Annotated in this window: 15 protein-coding genes; 11 read left to right on the top strand and 4 right to left on the bottom strand. The window is 48.1% G+C overall.

Annotated elements, in window-relative coordinates:
• Positions 1 to 40: 40 nt before the first annotated feature.
• Together AB432_RS04595 and AB432_RS04600 are read left to right on the top strand one after the other, a co-directional pair.
• Positions 41 to 289, top strand: coding sequence for a hypothetical protein (locus tag AB432_RS04595; RefSeq protein ID WP_007722655.1), 249 nt, complete (start codon positions 41 to 43; stop codon positions 287 to 289).
• A gap of 575 nt (positions 290 to 864) precedes the next feature.
• A complete protein-coding gene (locus tag AB432_RS04600; protein ID WP_048031241.1) occupies positions 865 to 2,250 on the top strand; it encodes an L-cystine transporter in 1,386 nt (461 codons plus the stop codon).
• A 355-nt stretch (positions 2,251 to 2,605) separates the two neighbouring features.
• Here the strand turns inward: AB432_RS04600 and AB432_RS04610 are convergent, their stop codons facing one another.
• Positions 2,606 to 4,237, bottom strand: a complete 1,632-nt coding sequence (locus tag AB432_RS04610) for a peptide ABC transporter substrate-binding protein (protein WP_048031242.1) — start codon at positions 4,235 to 4,237, stop codon at positions 2,606 to 2,608.
• 223 nt (positions 4,238 to 4,460) lie between these two features.
• Between AB432_RS04610 and AB432_RS04615 the strand changes: the two genes are divergently transcribed.
• The 7 genes from AB432_RS04615 to AB432_RS04645 all read left to right on the top strand — a co-directional run bounded on the left by AB432_RS04615 (position 4,461) and on the right by AB432_RS04645 (position 12,038).
• Positions 4,461 to 5,015: a hypothetical protein gene (locus AB432_RS04615; protein WP_048031243.1), complete on the top strand. Its 555-nt coding sequence runs from the start codon at positions 4,461 to 4,463 to the stop codon at positions 5,013 to 5,015.
• A 170-nt stretch (positions 5,016 to 5,185) separates the two neighbouring features.
• On the top strand, positions 5,186 to 6,490 hold the full coding sequence (locus AB432_RS04620; protein WP_048031244.1) for a hypothetical protein: 1,305 nt from the start codon (positions 5,186 to 5,188) through the stop codon (positions 6,488 to 6,490).
• 745 nt (positions 6,491 to 7,235) lie between these two features.
• Positions 7,236 to 8,495, top strand: coding sequence for an amidohydrolase (locus tag AB432_RS04625; protein WP_048031245.1), 1,260 nt, complete (start codon positions 7,236 to 7,238; stop codon positions 8,493 to 8,495).
• Positions 8,496 to 8,556: 61 nt separating this feature from the next.
• Positions 8,557 to 9,960: a M20 family metallopeptidase gene (locus AB432_RS04630; RefSeq protein WP_048031246.1), complete on the top strand. Its 1,404-nt coding sequence runs from the start codon at positions 8,557 to 8,559 to the stop codon at positions 9,958 to 9,960.
• 110 nt (positions 9,961 to 10,070) lie between these two features.
• On the top strand, positions 10,071 to 10,220 hold the full coding sequence (locus AB432_RS04635) for a hypothetical protein (protein WP_235617615.1): 150 nt from the start codon (positions 10,071 to 10,073) through the stop codon (positions 10,218 to 10,220).
• Between the two features lie 352 nt (positions 10,221 to 10,572).
• Positions 10,573 to 11,142 carry an NAD(P)/FAD-dependent oxidoreductase gene (locus AB432_RS04640; RefSeq protein ID WP_048031247.1) on the top strand — a complete coding sequence of 190 codons (570 nt, stop codon included), beginning with the start codon at positions 10,573 to 10,575 and terminating at the stop codon, positions 11,140 to 11,142.
• 14 nt (positions 11,143 to 11,156) lie between these two features.
• A complete protein-coding gene (locus tag AB432_RS04645; protein WP_048031248.1) occupies positions 11,157 to 12,038 on the top strand; it encodes a pirin family protein in 882 nt (293 codons plus the stop codon).
• On the opposite strand, the gene AB432_RS04650 is transcribed toward AB432_RS04645, so the two are convergent.
• The 3 genes from AB432_RS04650 to AB432_RS04660 all read right to left on the bottom strand — a co-directional run bounded on the left by AB432_RS04650 (position 12,035) and on the right by AB432_RS04660 (position 14,223).
• Positions 12,035 to 12,724 carry a class I SAM-dependent methyltransferase gene (locus AB432_RS04650; protein WP_048031249.1) on the bottom strand — a complete coding sequence of 230 codons (690 nt, stop codon included), beginning with the start codon at positions 12,722 to 12,724 and terminating at the stop codon, positions 12,035 to 12,037. The genes AB432_RS04645 and AB432_RS04650 overlap by 4 nt on opposite strands.
• A gap of 130 nt (positions 12,725 to 12,854) precedes the next feature.
• The gene (locus AB432_RS04655; protein ID WP_048031250.1) at positions 12,855 to 13,580 is read right to left on the bottom strand and encodes a hypothetical protein; all 726 of its coding nucleotides are present in this window, start codon (positions 13,578 to 13,580) and stop codon (positions 12,855 to 12,857) included.
• Between the two features lie 13 nt (positions 13,581 to 13,593).
• Complete coding sequence (locus tag AB432_RS04660) at positions 13,594 to 14,223, bottom strand: YczE/YyaS/YitT family protein (protein ID WP_048031251.1); 630 nt, start codon at positions 14,221 to 14,223, stop codon at positions 13,594 to 13,596.
• Between the two features lie 121 nt (positions 14,224 to 14,344).
• On the opposite strand from AB432_RS04660, the gene AB432_RS04665 reads away from it, so the two are divergent.
• Together AB432_RS04665 and AB432_RS04670 are read left to right on the top strand one after the other, a co-directional pair.
• On the top strand, positions 14,345 to 15,328 hold the full coding sequence (locus AB432_RS04665; protein ID WP_048031252.1) for a LacI family DNA-binding transcriptional regulator: 984 nt from the start codon (positions 14,345 to 14,347) through the stop codon (positions 15,326 to 15,328).
• Between the two features lie 174 nt (positions 15,329 to 15,502).
• Complete coding sequence (locus tag AB432_RS04670) at positions 15,503 to 15,997, top strand: GNAT family N-acetyltransferase (RefSeq protein ID WP_035984911.1); 495 nt, start codon at positions 15,503 to 15,505, stop codon at positions 15,995 to 15,997.
• Positions 15,998 to 16,280 lie beyond the last annotated feature (283 nt).

The following is a 16,280-nucleotide window of genomic DNA, read 5'->3' on the forward strand; positions in this document are numbered from 1 at the left end:
TATGTAAGCGTCGCCATCATGAGAGAGGGAGTGTGTACGAATGTTCTGGTTCGTATGGGCTGTCGTCGGTGTGGTCGTTTGGTGGGCAATGAGTTTGATCTGTACAGGAAAAGCGGCGGGATCAGGCTGGTGGGCATCGCTCATCGCTGCTCTTTTGGGTAGCTGGCTGGGCGATTTGGTACTGGGTGATTGGCTGTGGATGTGGGCCGGTTTCAACGTCATTGCCGGAGCCATTGGTGCGGTCGTCCTCACCTGGTTGTGGTGTTTGGTGGTGAAGCAACTGAAATAAGCGAAACAATTTCGTATTACTAACTAACCAGGAATCGTCCAAATGGGCGGTTCCTGTTTTTTTCATTGGTCACTTTATATGTGGCTGCGGTGAGGAGAAGAATATTTCCAGTCTAGGCTCCAGGCTCCGTCTGGAAATATTCTTCTCTGTCGTAACTGATGATATTTCTTCATTCTTTTCAATCTCTAAAAGCCCGTTTAAACAGGGAAAGCTCGCAGAGGAAACAGGAGAAATAAGCGAAGATCTTAGGGACACCGACCGAGACGGAATGTAAAAAGCGAAACACGCTCTTAAGCGTCCACCTCTGAAAAGCCTCCTGAATGGACTACTTTGGACGCGGTTTCGCTTTTTGCATGGAGTCGTGCAGTCAATCCCCCAGGGGGTGGCCCTAGAAGCTGAGCGTTTTCTCCTGTTTCCTCCCCACCACTACAGCCGGACAATAGGTACCTCTGTAAGACAGTTTGGAATAATACAAAAACAATTCATACTTGACCAGTAGGGATTGTTGGTAATATAACTATATCTATACCGAATACAATAATGAGAGGTACATAAAACGAAAGGGAGGGGAATATATGTCGACGTTATTGATCATCGTAAATATTGTTTTGTTGCTCTTATTCATTGCTGGATTGTACGCCATGCAAAAGAAGCATATTTCTTTTTCCAAGCGAGTATTTGTCGGTCTTGGACTCGGGATTTTATTTGGACTCATTTTGCAATACGTATACGGAGCCAAATCGGACGTACTCAAATCCACCATCGAATGGTACAACATTGTAGGGAAAGGCTATGTGAAGCTGCTTCAAATGATCGTAATGCCACTGGTATTCATCTCTATTTTATCGGCTTTCACCAAAATGAAATTAACCAATAACATTGGGAAAATCAGTACGCTGATTATCGGACTTTTGGTAGGAACGACTGCTGTCGCGGCAGCGATCGGGATTTCGACTACCTTGGCATTTAATCTCGACGGGGCACAATTCCAGCAAGGGGATGCGGAATCCGCTCGAATCGAACAGGTAGAGCAGCGCTTGGGTGATATCGAGAACTTGAGCATGCCAGCCAAAATTCTGGAACTGCTTCCTGCGAATCCTTTCCTCGATCTGACTGGAGATCGGGCGACTTCTACGATTGCCGTCGTGATTTTCTCCGCGATTATCGGTGTTGCGTATTTAGGAGTAAAACGCAAAAATCCGGAGCAAGCTGAATTGTTTGCGAAAATTGTGGACGCATTCCATACGATTACTATGCGTGTCGTGACATTGATTTTGCGCCTGACGCCATATGGTGTACTGGCAATCATGATCAGAGTGGCAGCTACCAGTGATTACAATGCCATCTGGCAGCTTGGTAAGTTCGTTGTCGCTTCCTATGTGGCGATGATCATCATGTTTATCATTCATCTGTTGCTGTTGACGTTTGCAGGATTGAATCCAATCACCTATGTGAAAAAAGCATTCCCTGTCCTGACGTTCGCCTTCACTTCGCGTACGAGCGCGGGCGCATTGCCGCTGAATGTAAAAACGCAACAAAGCATGGGCGTTCCTGAGGGAATTGCCAACTTCGCAGGCTCCTTTGGACTCTCCATCGGACAAAACGGCTGCGCTGGTATTTATCCAGCCATGCTGGCCATCATGGTGGCTCCAGTCGCGGGAATTGATCCGCTGACACCATCATTCATCCTGACGCTGATCGCAGTAGTGGCACTCAGCTCCTTCGGGGTTGCAGGTGTAGGAGGCGGAGCGACCTTTGCTGCACTGCTCGTTCTGTCCACGATGAATTTGCCAATTGCCATTGTCGGTCTGCTCATCTCCGTTGAGCCGTTGATTGACATGGGCCGCACAGCGCTAAACGTAAGCGGAAGCATGACCTCCGGGCTCTTAACAAGCAGAGTGACAAAAGAACTGGAGACCAATGTCTACAACGGAAACGAACAAAAAACACTGACTGTGTAAATGTAATGGAAACAGGCTGTACCGTCTATCAAGACAGGTACAGCCTGTTTTATTTGGGGTTACGTATTTTTAAAGAAGCTCTGAATACAAAACGCTACGGACAGGAAGAGAAAAACGGAGCGACCGGAGGCCTTGGTGCGCCTGCCCAGTCGAAACGGAAAAAAGCGGTACACGCTTGTCGACCAACCTCTCCCCTGAGAAGCTTCCGCCCATCGGGTGGCTTTTGGTCGACGTACCGCTTTTTGGAGTGGAGACGGACATCTCCGCTTCCTCGTTGGCGTGCCACCAACGTAGGGAGCCCGTTTTTCTCTTCCCCACCACTATGTTCGCACAAACATAAATAGGATTTTATTCTTTACGGATTAACCGAGGTGTACTTGAAGTACGCGCCCCCCAGCGGGAAGATGATGAAATCCTTCACCTTGTCGTTTTTCACATAAGGGCTTCCGCGGAAGTTGATCGGAGCCAGCGGCATTTCCTCCATAAGAATCGTTTCCGCTTCTAGCAGGATTTTTTTGCGCTCGTCGAGATTAGGCTCGTTGTAGCTCTTGTCGATCAGCTCTTTGAACTTGGCATTTTCCCAATCCGGGTGGTTGTTTCCGCCCGTTTTGTCGCGGAACATCTCCAGGAAGTTGATCGGGTCATTGAAGTCTGCGCCCCATTGGAAGCGGATCATGTCAAAGTTGGCTTGCGATCGCATGTCGCGGTACACCTTCAGCTCTGCCGTGTACAGCTTCACGTCGACGCCGAGTGCTTTTTTCCACTGATCTTGCAGGGCTTCGGCCAGCTTTTTGTTGGTATCATTCGAGTCAAAGGTGTAGGTAACGGTCGGGAAAGTCGAGAGTCCGAGCTCCTTCATACCTTCTTCCAGCAGTGTCTTGGCTTTCGCCTGGTCTTCTTTAAAGTAGCCGTCTGGTTTTAATCCCATGGAAGTCGGTACCCAACCATAGGCGGCCGGAACACCCGTCTGCAAAATATTGTCGATGATTTCCTGACGGTTGATGGCATAAGCGAAGGCTTGGCGAATTTTTTTGTTGTTGAATGGCGGTTTGTTTGTATTAAAAACAACGGATTGAGTGCCGGGATTATCCGCGACCATTAGCTTTCCTGCATCTTTGAGTGTAGGGATTGCGTCGGTCGGAAGTGTTGAGGCAGGATAGCCGCCCCAGTCGATATCGCCATTTTCGAACATCGAGAACGCTGTATTGTTGTCCTCGATCATAGCGATTTCAATCCGGTCGAGCTTGACGTTGTCTTTATCCCAGTAGTTCGGGTTTTTCGTAAAAACGATTCTGCTTTTGTGCTCCCACGTGTCCATGATGAATGGACCATTTCCTACGATTGTTTTCGCTTCATCCGCCCATTTCGGGTTTCCTTCCAGCGTTTTTTGATGCAACGGGAAGAGGGTAGGGAAGAAGGTTAGCTCACGGAAAAATGGAGTCGGTGACTTCAGATTGAATTCCACGGTGTAGTCGTCTACAGCCTTGACACCTACGTCTTCTGCTTTGCCTTTCCCCGTATTGTACTCCTCTCCTCCTTTAATGTAATAAAGCTGGTAGGCGTACTCGGACGCTGTTTTCGGATCGAGGTTGCGCTTGATCGCATAGACGAAATCATGGGCGGTAACAGGATCTCCGTTGCTCCATTTGGCGTCCTTGCGAATTTTGAAGGTGTAATTCATGTAATCCGGCGAGTTGGTGAAGCTCTCAGCCGTAGCATTGACGAGTTGTCCATTCGTGTCATAGCTGGTCAAACCTTCAAAGGCAGCGTAAATCATGTCAAACGAATCCGCGTCGACGGCGATCCCAGGGTCCATCGAAGGCGGCTCACTGTTGATGCTCCATTTTAACACCATCGGCTCTGTTTTTGTCGCTTCTGCAGGTGTAGTGGAGCCTGTGGGTTCAGCGGGTGCGGAAGAGTTCGAGCACCCCGCTAGTACCCCGAAAAGCAAGGTAAGACAGGTTGCAATTGCCAGTCCCTTTTTCATAAATACCCCCTTAAAAATGATAGAAAACGTATATTCAGAATATTTGCTTGCGTTTTCGATAGCAAAGGAATTTTTTTAGTTTCTCGATAAAAAATATTTACTTAGGTCATTGATAGATAGGAATAGTGGTATAAAATTAATTGACTTTTCTCAAAAATTTACTCGTTTTTAAAAATATGGTATATTTTGGTAGTTATTAATGATAGGAGAGGTGGGGATCACTATGTTCAAGAAAATGGTTTTTTCAGCATTAAGTGTAGCCGTATTTTCTGCAGTGTTAACGTCTCCGATTCAAGCCAATAGTGTTGGTGGGCAGAAAGAACCTTCATTAGCTTCTGCCAGATGGAGTTCAGATGAGGAGTGGATTCGAAAATCTGCTGCTGTCCCAGCAGGTTGGGTCGTCATTCGTGAAGATCTAGGCTCCAAGCTCATTAAAAATACAGCAGGTGCTCCCTATGGTGAGGAATTACGAGTTAGCAAATATTCTCCGGTTCCGGCGGGATGGGTCGTTTTAAGAGATGAAGTAGCTGGTCGGGTGATCAAATATGTAATAGGAGCAACTTATCGTACGGAATTCAATGTAACCAAGTTCTCCCCGATTCCAACTGGATGGGTTGTATCGCGAGAAAATTATGATAGCAAAACGATTATGAATGTCGTTGGAGCTCCTTATGGAACCGTATTATTAGTAAGCAAATATTCACCTGTTCCACCAGGATGGGTTTACGAGGGACAAGTGGCTGCTGGCAAGTACATTAAAAACTTGAATCGCTATTAGTCGTATAAAACATAGAGAAAGAACTGATGGATAAGGTGTATATAACCATCAGTTCTTTTTTATTCTTTTTCGTTCGGCAACACATTTGGTATTCGATGGACAAAGAGAAGCGTACATGATATGAATGAGGAAAAGGTGTCTATCAAGAACAGGTAGGAGAAAGCGCCCTTATGTATAGAATCGGTGTTGTAGGACCGTATCCTTCGGTGGAGCGGATACTGGCGGTCGCCAATGAATTTGAGCATGAGATCGAATTTGTTCCTTTTCGATATGAGGACGTTCGTGACGTGAGCAAGATCGTTCTGGAGCATCATCCAGAATTAAATGGATGGTTTTTCTCTGGCCCGATTCCGTTTACGATTGCGAAAAACGTGCTCAGCCCGGATGCCAATATCGTGTATTGCCCACCGAACGGTTCGAATTTGTATCGTTGCTTCATCCAGATGTCGATTGATCAAAAGACAGCCGTGAACCGTGTATCCATCGATATGATTGAGTCGGAAGGAACGCATTTGCGCGAAGCGATGTCGGAGCTGGACATACCCGAAGAGGGGATTTACGTCAGTACGTACAACGAAAATTTTGACCTCGATGCGATCACGCAGTTTCATGTATCGCTGTGGCGTGAAGGCAAGACACAAGGAGCGTTCACCACGTTTTCTGTGGTTGAACATGCGCTGCGCGAGGAGGGTATTCCTGTCTATCGTGTCCTGATGACGAAAATGGAGATTCGTCAGGCGATGAAAATCGTCATCGAAAAGGTGAAAAGCTCCTATTTTAAGGACACACAAATCGGGGTAGAGATCATTGAGCTGGAGCAGTTTGACAAGATTCCAGAGCGGACCAGCACGCGCTTTTACTTGCAGCATCTGGAGCTGAAGATCAGACAAATCCTGCTTGCGCTCTGCGATCGGCTGGACGGCTCTCTATTGGCAAATGGCAACGGACGCTACCAGATTTTCAGTTCGCGTGGTGCGATTCAGCGAGAGATTGAAATGCTACGACATACGGTGGAACAGCTCTCTTTGGAGGCAGAGGTTCCGGTTGCAGTAGGTGTAGGCTTTGGGGATACAGCTTTTTCTGCGGAAAACAATGCGCGAAAAGCGATCCAGCATGCAAAAGAACGACCGGGGGCAGGCATTGTCGTCGTACAGGATAATGGCGTCATGATGGAATCGGTGGGAGAAACAGAGGAGCTCACCTATTCGTTCCGCTCCAGTGACCGAGAGCTATTGGAAAAGCTGAACCGGGCCAATGTAAGTGTCAAATCGTATAACAAGCTGCGTGCGCTTGTTCAGCGTATGGGCTGGAAGACGTTTTCGACGACGGATATCGCTTCGCATTTGTCGATGACAGTACGGAATGCCCAGCGGATCATGGGTAGCTTGTGCGAAGTGGATTTGGCCGAGTTCGGCGGGGAAGAGCAGCAGGCTGTGCGTGGACGACCGAAGAAGCTTTATCAGCTTAAAATATGAAGGCACCCGACGTGATGTTCGGGTGTTTTTTTATTATGGGGCTGCAGTGGAGAGAAGAATATTTCCAGACTAGGCTCCAGGCTCCGTCCTGCTGGGGGGAAAGACTGTCCGCTCCGAAGGGATTCGCGGGGAAACGCAAAAGTGGTAGCCGCTTCGTAGCGCGAGCACGTTGCGTTTCTTTTGCCCGCGAACCCCTTCTCCGCTCGGTAGGACTCCACAAGTCGCTACGTCTGGAAATATTCTTCTCTGTCGTAACTGATGATATTTCTTCATTCATATAAATCTTTAAAAGCTCGTTTAAACATGGAAAGCTCGTAGAGGAAACAGGAGAAATAAGCGAAGATCTTAGGGACACCGACCGAGACGCAATGCAAAAAGCGAAACACGCTCTTAAGCTTCCACCTCTGAAAAACCTCCTGAATGGACTACTTTGGACGCGGTTTCGCTTTTTGCATGGAGTCGTGCAGTCAATCCTCCAGGGGGTGGCCCTATAAGCTGAGCGTTTTCTCCTGTTTCCTCCCCATCACAACAGCGAGAAGAAATTTTGTTATTTTTCAAGAACTCTAACAACTTCTATTGAAAAAACAGAGAGGCAACTATATAATTCAATTAAGCGAAAATGTCTTTTAATATTCGTATATTGTAAGGGTTTACATTTGCCAGTCTTCTCATATTTCTAGAACTTGCCTATCGGACCTGGGCATGGAAAAAGACATGCTCCAGAGTTAACAGGAGGAATTGAACGATGTTGGATCTGGTTTCGTTGCGAAGAGATTTTCATAGACATCCAGAGGTGGGTTTTACGGAGTTCCGAACTGCTTCCAAGGTAGTAGAGATTTTGACGTCCCTCGGCTATGAGGTCATATACGGACAAGAAGCAATCGATGGAGATTCCCGTCGGGGCTTGCCTTCCGAGGCGGTTCTCGAGGCAGCGTATGAAAGAGCTTTGCGTGACGGTGCAAACCCGGCGATCGTGGAAAAAATGCGCGGTGGCTATACAGCAGTGATCGGTGTGAAGAAAGGGAAGGCACCTGGACCAACGGTTGCATTCCGTTTTGACATGGACGCACTGCCTGTTTTGGAAAGCACGGAGCAAGATCATTTTCCACAAGCGAATGGCTTCCGCTCCCACTATGAAGGTAACATGCATGCCTGTGCTCACGACGGTCATACCACGATTGGCTTGGGATTGGCAGAAGCGCTTGCAGCAGGAGATTTTTCCGGTACGCTCAAACTGATCTTCCAACCAGCCGAAGAAGGTGTTCGCGGTGCATACGCGATCGTGGAAAAAGGCCATTTGGACGATGTTGACTATATTTTCTGCAACCATTTGGGTGTCAATGTGCCGCTAGGTGAGGTACATGGCGGTTCCTACGGATTTTTGGCTACCACGAAAATGATGGCGCATTTCTATGGTGTTTCTTCACATGCTGGTGCGTCGCCAGAGCAAGGGAAAAATGCATTGCTCGGAGCGGCTACCGCCCTGTTGAACATTCATGCGATTCCGCGCTTCAGCACGGGTGATACAAGAATCAATGTGGGTGTGCTAGAAGGCGGAACAGCAGCGAACATCATTCCAGCCTATGCCAAGATGGTTGTGGAGACTCGCTCCATTACCGAAGAAGTAAATGCAGAAGTAGAAAACCGCGTACGCAACATCATCGCGCACAGTGCCGCTATGCATGAGCTCGACTACAAGATCGAAGTCGTCGGGGGAGCCATCCCGATCAACTACGATGTGGAGATGGCAGAGCTGGCACTGGAAGAAGCCAAGCAAGTAGAAGGCTTCCATTCCTTTAAGCACGGCGATTACAATTCGATGGGCAGTGAAGATGCCAGCTTTATGATTAAACGCGTTCAGGATCGTGGCGGAAAAGGAACGTACATGGCAATCGGTACGGACATCCCGGCGCCTCACCACCATCCGAAATTCGATATACAAGAAGAGATTTTGCCACGCAGCGTAGCGCTTTTGAACCGAATTGCCAGACGATTGCTGACGTAAAAAACGTTCCTAACTGAGCGAAAAAGCACGTGGACAACGAGGGCAGAGAGGATGTTTGCGAATGCATACCAAGCGAATTGCAGAAATGATTGAGAAAAAACGGGAAGCCTTTATCAAGGTGAGCGACCAGATTTGGGATTTCGCGGAGACGCGTTTTGAAGAGTACCAATCTGCTGAGCTGCTGGCTCAAACACTCGAAGGAGAGGGCTTCAAGGTTGAACGCGGTGTAGGCGGAATCCAAACGGCCTTCATCGGAAGCTTTGGCAGCGGCAATCCTGTCGTGGCGATTTTGGGCGAGTTCGACGCTCTGTCGGGTATGAGCCAGAAAAAAGGCCAAACCACAGAAGAGCCTCTCGTAGCAGGAGCAAACGGCCATGGCTGCGGACACAACCTGCTTGGTACCGCTTCTCTTGCGGCAGCAGTTGCAGTGAAAGAGTACATGGAAGAGAACAACATAACGGGGACAGTTCGTTACTACGGCTGCCCAGGGGAAGAAGGCGGCTCCGGGAAAGCGTTCATGGCGCGAGCAGGATTGTTTGACGACGTGGATTTCGCACTTTGCTGGCACCCAATGGGCTACAACAGCATCATGTCCATCGATTCGCTCGCGAACTATCAAATCTACTTCAAGTTCAAAGGAAAGAGCGCCCATGCGGCAGCAAGTCCACATCTCGGTCGAAGCGCACTCGATGCAGTGGAATTGATGAACGTCGGCGTGAACTACTTGCGTGAGCACATCATCCCGGAAGCACGTGTGCACTATGCCATCACGAACTCCGGCGGCTTGTCGCCAAATGTGGTTCAACCGAAAGCAGAGGTGCTCTATCTCGTACGTGCGCCAAAGGTTGATCAAGTACAGGAGATTTACGAGCGCGTATGCAAAATTGCGCAAGGCGCTGCGCTCATGACCGAAACCGAGGTAGAGATCGTATTCGACAAAGCGTGCTCGAACCTCGTGCAAAACAAGCTGCTCGAAGAGGTTATGTATAAAAACTTCCAGGAGCTGGGCGTCCCTGTGCATGATGAAGCGGAGCTGCAATTGGCAAAAGAAATGCGTGCGACGCTGTCCAAGCAGGAGCTCGCTACTTCGGAAAAACAGTCACCGGACATGCCTGCTCCAGACATGGTGACATGGCTCAATCCATTCGACGGATCAAAAATTCCGCTGAACGGCTCCACGGATGTAGGGGATGTGAGCTGGATTACGCCGACCGCACAATGCACGACTGCGTGCTATATAAACGGCTCCACGCTGCACTCCTGGCAATGGGTGTCTCTCGGGGCGACATCCATGGCACATAAAGGGATGCTGCATGCGGGGAAAGTCATGGCTTCTACAGCGATTGACATGCTGAAAAACCCAGAGCTGATCGAACAGGCAAAAGCCGAGCTGAAACAGCGTTTGGGCGATCAAACGTATGTGTGCCCGATTCCAGATGGTGTCATGCCTTCTGTGAAAAAATAAGAGACACACGGAATTAACACGCGGACGACTTCTGAACGATCTGGGGTCGTCTTTTTTGTTCAAGAGCAAGGTCTTCGTGTAGAATAGCCAAAAGGAGTTGCGAAAATCAGATGAAAGCCCTGCTCATGTTATCTTACGCCTCGTTGCAATCAATCGATGATGTACGGCCCTTTTACACCCATCTGTTTCACGGCAAAATCCCTTCGTCGGATACGTTGCTGGCTGCCAAGACACGCTTTCAATCCATCGGCGTTGAATGATTCGGCTGACTATATCGACGCTCTCGTGGAGCTGATTCGTGAGAGAATGGAGCAGTCCGAAGAGAGGAAGAGTTGACGTCTTCCTCTTCTTTTTTGCTGTAGCGCGAAAATCTCCTTGACGAATAAGCATGTTCGTTATATCTTTAATTTAAGATATATCACAACCACAGTTTTTCCCCCACCTTGTCATGAGCGAAACGTATTCAATCGGTTCTAATATCTCTAATTTGAGATATAGAGGAGGGGCGTTTCTACGGATTATTAGGAATGATGGGGTAATAATACGAGAGTAGCCAGTGTCTAGCTGGCAGAACGAATCGTCATTTTTTCAAAGTGAAAGGGGTACATCATTATGTATGATATCGTCATTATTGGAGCAGGACCTGCTGGATCGAGCGCGGCACTTTTTGCGGCAAAATCAGGCAAGAAAACGTTGCTTGTGGACAACGACAAGAGCGTAACTAAGCGGGCATTATTTTGGAATTACCTTGGTGTGATGGAAATGACAGGACCTGAGCTTGTAGAAACAGGGAAACAGCAGGCGGTCAAGTTTGGAGCCGAATTGGTGCAAGACAAAGTAACGAACATTGTGAAAAAGGAAGATGGCTTTGTCATTGAGACAGAGGACAAAGGGCAGTTTGAAGCCAATCAGGTCATCCTGACGACGGGGATGCTGGTGGACTTGGCGGGACAATTGGGAATTGAAACAAAGCCAGGGACCGAACCGCGTGTCAAAACGGTTATTGCGGTAGACAACAGCGGCAAGACGAGCATGGAAGGCGTTTGGGCCGCAGGTGTTTGTGCTGGTGCCGGCTTCCACGCCATTATTACTGCCGGAGACGGTGCCAAGGTAGCGGTCAATGTCATTAGTGAGCTGAATGGTGAAAGATATATCGACCATGATGTACTGCCAGCAAAATAAAGGGGACCTGAACAATGACAACCTTTCGTAAAATCGAGGGGGTCTACAAGGGAGCCCCCTTCCATATGGTCGGAGACGGTTTTCGTGTCTCCAACTACTTTCCGTCGGGAAATCGGTTTGGGCAACGATTTAGTCCCTTTATCTTGATGGATTATAACGCGCCCTTTGTGTTTCCTCCCAGTGAGCAGGTCAGAGGCGTAGGAGCGCATCCTCATCGCGGATTTGAGACCGTCACTATTGCTTATGAGGGGGCCATTGAGCATCATGACAATCAAGGAAATCATGGCATCATTGGGCCAGGAGACGTACAGTGGATGACGGCAGGCTCGGGACTTTTACACAAGGAATATCATGAACGAGAGTTTGCCAAGCGCGGCGGACTGTTTCAAATGATTCAGCTCTGGGTGAACCTTCCCCGTGCAAACAAGATGCATTCCCCGAGATATCAGGAGCTGCTGTCTTCCCAAATGGGAAGAAGCGATTTACCCGATGGTGGTGGGAGCGTTCGCGTCATTGCAGGAGAATTCAACGGCATAAAGGGGCCAGCGCAAACATTTACGCCGATCCATTTGTTCGATATGGAGCTCAAAGCAGGTGGAAAAGCACAATGTAGCCTGCCAACGTCCTTTAATACCGCTGCTCTAATGCTGCGAGGATCAGCCCGAGTCAACGAAAACCAGGTAGTCCATGAAGGAGATTTTGTCTTGTTTGAAAATGTCCCCGGAGAGATTCAGCTAGAAGGACAAGCAGACCGTACAATCATTCTTGTACTCAGCGGGGAACCGATCGACGAGCCGATTGTCATGCACGGTCCATTTGTTATGAATAGCCCGGAGGAAATCGCTGAGGCTTTTAATGATTATCAGATGGGCAAGATGGGAAATCCAAATTTCTAGTGGGGTGTCAGCCACCATACCCCCGCGCATTCCGGCAATGTCACCAGCTTTTCCCGAGCGACTCTGTTCCCGAGCTCCTCTCCAAAGAAAAACCGTGAAAGCTGTTCTGCTTCGGCTATGTCTGTAAACTGATAGTCCAAGCGAATCCATTTGTGAGAGAAGCCGTACTTATTTTCTAACAAGGAATAGTACTGTGTAAGAAATTCGGGTGGGTGCGGTGTTTCATATCCAGTACCCATCGTCTCCATGATGACGATCGTGCCACCAGGACGAAGCACGCGCTTCATCTCCTGAATGATCTTTTCAAGATTGAGCTCATTGTTGGGAACTTCTGAACTGGTAAGGTAACAAACCGTCCATCCCGCTACGAGGACATCCGCACTGTTATCGTCTGCGGGAAGTTCTCGATGATCCGCTACGCTGGTTTTCCAATTGGAAAGACCCGCTTGCGTCAGTTGATGTGCATTCACTTCTAGCATGGCAGCGGAAGCATCGAGAGCCAGAATGGACTTGGCATGAGGGGCGAGCACAGACGTAAGTCTTCCTGAGCCAGCTCCCAGATCGATCACATCGTGTCCCTTAATGGGGGTGATTTCTTCGATGACAGCGAGCAGACTTGGTTGTCTGGAAATCATCAGATCGTACTGTTCCGCTTGATTTTTATAAATTTGTTCGTGGTTTGGCATCGTTCACCCTCCAGTTACTTGATCGTACTGGAAAATATCGTAAAGCTTCACGCCACGTGAAGGTCAAGAGATAGAAAAAAGGATTCCGCCTGGCAGTCTTATGAGCCACAGGGGAATCCTTCTTTTTCATTTAGGAACGGACAGAAATTAAATCCTTCGCCAGCGCTACCATCTGATCATGAAGGGTAGGGTCCAGTTGAGTGCTTCCGGTGTGGTACGCGAGATGATAGAAGATTCCTTGATCATAGAACTCCATCTCATGGGCGTTTGTGACGATCAGATTTACTGCCTGATTTTTATCATCGTACTTGTAAAAGTTATACACATAAGAGCTGTTCGTCGTGATGATATGATGATAGAAAGTGATATCGTCAGTAAGTGACTCAACGCGCATGACATTCCCAAACGAGTCCAGTCCAGAAGCAGATGGCTTCACGTGGGCCAAAGGGTTTTCATCTGTCTCTGTCATACGTACGATGAAGAAGTTTTCCGTTATCGGGACTTCGTTACCCTGCGCGTATGTCAGTTGTAGCTGGTGTCGTGTTACTTTTTCCGAGCCTGAGGCGAATGAGACGAGATAGGCCCTCTCTTTTTCGACAGGAAAAGGTAGCTTCGTTTTATCCACTGGCTTGATTCGGCTTTGGAGAGACGAAGGCAATAGCGGTGTCATTTCCTGAATACTCATCGGCCGGTAATGCTTCACGTTTTCAGGATCTTGGGTAAGTCTGTGAATTTCGCTCTGGGCAAAAACATCTCCGCTAGCTTTTACGAGACCAGTGGAAGAGGAGCAACCGACAAGCAATAGAAACAGGCTCACTGCAAGGGAACTCACGACTTTTGGTCGGAAATTTCTCAAGGCTTTCCTCCTCTTATGCCTCCGCCCCCTTCGTTTGATTGACGAGACGAAGCATCTTATTCCCGACGTTAATAGCAGCTTGAATAATGTAGCCAGTCGTAAAAGACAGCACGACTGTTCCGTAATAAATCGGGCCATCTAACAGGAAACTTGCGCTAAGAAACATGCACGCCAGCAAAATTTCTGTCCGTCTGAATGTCCACTTTAATCTTTTCGACATAACCAGTACAAATGCCTCTTGGGGAGCTGTGCACACTTGCGTACACACATACAAACCGATACCGCTGCCGATACAAATGTTTCCGAGTGCCATGGTCAGAAGCGGCGGCAAGGAACGGATTGCAGCCATAAGCGCATCGATGGACCCGATCAAATCGACAAAGATGGAGATCAGCAACATGACCAAAATGGCACCGACAGTAATATAACTTCGATCCATGAAAAGGACGATGATGACAAAGGTCAGGTTAATGGCAAACATCCAGAAGCCAATCGATATCCCGAAGTTTTGATACAGGGCAATAAACAGAGAATCATACGGGCTAAGACCAAATGATGTAATGGTCGTCATCATGTTGATCCCGAGCGCCAAAATCAATAAGCCTACGATAAACAAGAGGTATTCAAATTTTAAGCGAATCACAAAACACGACTCCTTTCATTCTACATAAGGAGAGCATAATGTGTGGAACGCTTTTCAGAGCAAGCGGAATGTGCTTTGATGTATGTAATAAGTACTGATCCGACTTAGAGGAGTAATCCGAGTGGCTAACATAAGAGAAATCGCGAAATTGGCAGGTGTATCCGTTTCAACCGTTTCCCGTGTGCTTAACAACCATCCGTACGTGAACGAGAAAAAACGCGCGGAGATTCTCAAGATTATTGAAGAACAAAACTATGTTCAAAACAGTAATGCGGTCCACCTCTCTACGGGAAAAACGATGGTCATTGGTGTGACATTGCCTCTCGTCAACAACCAATACTACAGCTCCATTATCGAGGGCATTGCAGCAGAAGCAGTCCAGCATCATTACAAGCTGATGGTGTGCCAAACGAATAACAACCCCGAGCAAGAACGCAGCGTGTTGCACTTGCTGAAAAATAAAAAAATCGACGGGCTCATCATGTGCTCCAGGTCCAGCTCTTGCGAAACGCTCAATGAATACGCAGGATACGGACCTATCATCACGTGTGAAGCAAATGATACCACCTCTGTTTCGAGTGTTCATATCGACCACTATCAAACGTTTCTGATCGGGATGGAGTACCTGATGAAGAAGGGGCATCACCGGATCGGATATTGCATCGGCAGAAAAAACAGTTTTAACAGTCAGCATCGCAAACGTGCCTATTACGAAAAGCTGCGTTCGATTGACGTGACACCCTCTCCTGAATGGTCGTTTGAAGAGTGTTTAACGATCCAAGACGGCAAGGATGTCGTGGGGAAATTGCTGCAAACAGAAGAGCGGCCGACAGCAATGATCGTATCGTGCAATCATATAGCGGCAGGGATCATCAAAGAAGCAAGCAGATTGGGGATTCGCGTACCGGAAGATTTAGCTGTAGTTGGTTGCGATGATCAGCCAATCGGAGAACTGCTAGAAATCACCACCGTATCCAGCTCCAGTACGTTAATGGGAAAATACGCATTTGAGATGCTGCATGAGCGGATTTGGACACAGCAGCAGGATGGGAAAAAGGAAGAGATGGAACTGACGCCCGTATTGGTAGAGCGACTGACGACGTAAAGCTTGAAAGATAGCACAATGGATCAAAAAAATGCCAGTGATCCCCCGCTTCTCTAGACGTTTGTTCAACCGGACGCAATGAATTTTACAGTACTTTCACACGCCATCCATTCCAGCTTTATACCCGTTTGCTACAGTGTAAATGTAAGAGCGAATGTACAGGAGGCGGGTAGGGTGGAAGTGCAGATTGAGCGCGTCGTAAGAGATGATTTTGCGGAAATGATCACGTTGGCGGATATGACATTACCCGATCGAATGAACTTGCATGAGCTGAAAAAGTATATGGAGCTGTTTCCTGAGCTGATTTTCAAGGCGACCTACAACGGCCAGCTCATCGGTTTTAGCTGCGCCGGCATTGATATGTACCAGACGACTGGCTGGCTTCTGTTCAGTAATGTGAGCAAGGAGTTTCAAGGTCAAGGCATCGGCAAGCGGCTAATCGAAGCCAGACTGCAAGCCCTGCGCCAGTTTCCGACACTTCGCACCGTGCAGGTTACGGTGAGTGAAACAAACGCATCCTCTATTCGTGCGTTGTCTGCCTATGGCTTCCGCCTGGCTCATGCTGAACAGGATTACTACGGGCCGGGCAAGCATCGGAATTTGATGGAGCTGCCTATTTTGCCTATGATTCAACCAGAAAAAATAGAGTCGTCCATCGTGACTACCTAAATTGAATATTTAAAGCGGAGGAGCTAAAGCCTACCGCTTTTTTTGTTAGGTTGATATCGATGCTGTAGTGGAAGGAAGAAGTGCATTTCCAGTCTACGCTTCGGAATAAATGGTGGGAGCGCTTCAAACGTAGAAGTTTCGATGAAGGATTCCATAAGTGAAGCTTAAATTCCCCACCATTTATTCCGAAGCTGGGTAGGGCTCCAGAGGCGCTTGGACTGGAAATGCACTTCTTCCTACGTGGCTTTGGTCAACATCTCGAGAGTGATTCAAGAAGTGTGGC

The organism is Brevibacillus brevis (assembly GCF_001039275.2).
In the GTDB taxonomy this organism is placed as follows: domain Bacteria; phylum Bacillota; class Bacilli; order Brevibacillales; family Brevibacillaceae; genus Brevibacillus; species Brevibacillus brevis_C.

What these genes read in the sequence shown, in the direction of transcription:
- AB432_RS04650 (WP_048031249.1), bottom strand. Translation starts at nt 12,724, where the DNA reads ATGCCAAACCACGAACAAATTTATAAAAATCAAGCGGAACAGTACGAT.
- AB432_RS04635 (WP_235617615.1), top strand. Translation starts at nt 10,071, where the DNA reads ATGAAAGCCCTGCTCATGTTATCTTACGCCTCGTTGCAATCAATCGAT.
- AB432_RS04625 (WP_048031245.1), top strand. Translation starts at nt 7,236, where the DNA reads ATGTTGGATCTGGTTTCGTTGCGAAGAGATTTTCATAGACATCCAGAG.
- AB432_RS04630 (WP_048031246.1), top strand. Translation starts at nt 8,557, where the DNA reads ATGCATACCAAGCGAATTGCAGAAATGATTGAGAAAAAACGGGAAGCC.
- AB432_RS04595 (WP_007722655.1), top strand. Translation starts at nt 41, where the DNA reads ATGTTCTGGTTCGTATGGGCTGTCGTCGGTGTGGTCGTTTGGTGGGCA.
- AB432_RS04620 (WP_048031244.1), top strand. Translation starts at nt 5,186, where the DNA reads ATGTATAGAATCGGTGTTGTAGGACCGTATCCTTCGGTGGAGCGGATA.
- AB432_RS04610 (WP_048031242.1), bottom strand. Translation starts at nt 4,237, where the DNA reads ATGAAAAAGGGACTGGCAATTGCAACCTGTCTTACCTTGCTTTTCGGG.
- AB432_RS04600 (WP_048031241.1), top strand. Translation starts at nt 865, where the DNA reads ATGTCGACGTTATTGATCATCGTAAATATTGTTTTGTTGCTCTTATTC.
- AB432_RS04645 (WP_048031248.1), top strand. Translation starts at nt 11,157, where the DNA reads ATGACAACCTTTCGTAAAATCGAGGGGGTCTACAAGGGAGCCCCCTTC.
- AB432_RS04640 (WP_048031247.1), top strand. Translation starts at nt 10,573, where the DNA reads ATGTATGATATCGTCATTATTGGAGCAGGACCTGCTGGATCGAGCGCG.
- AB432_RS04615 (WP_048031243.1), top strand. Translation starts at nt 4,461, where the DNA reads ATGTTCAAGAAAATGGTTTTTTCAGCATTAAGTGTAGCCGTATTTTCT.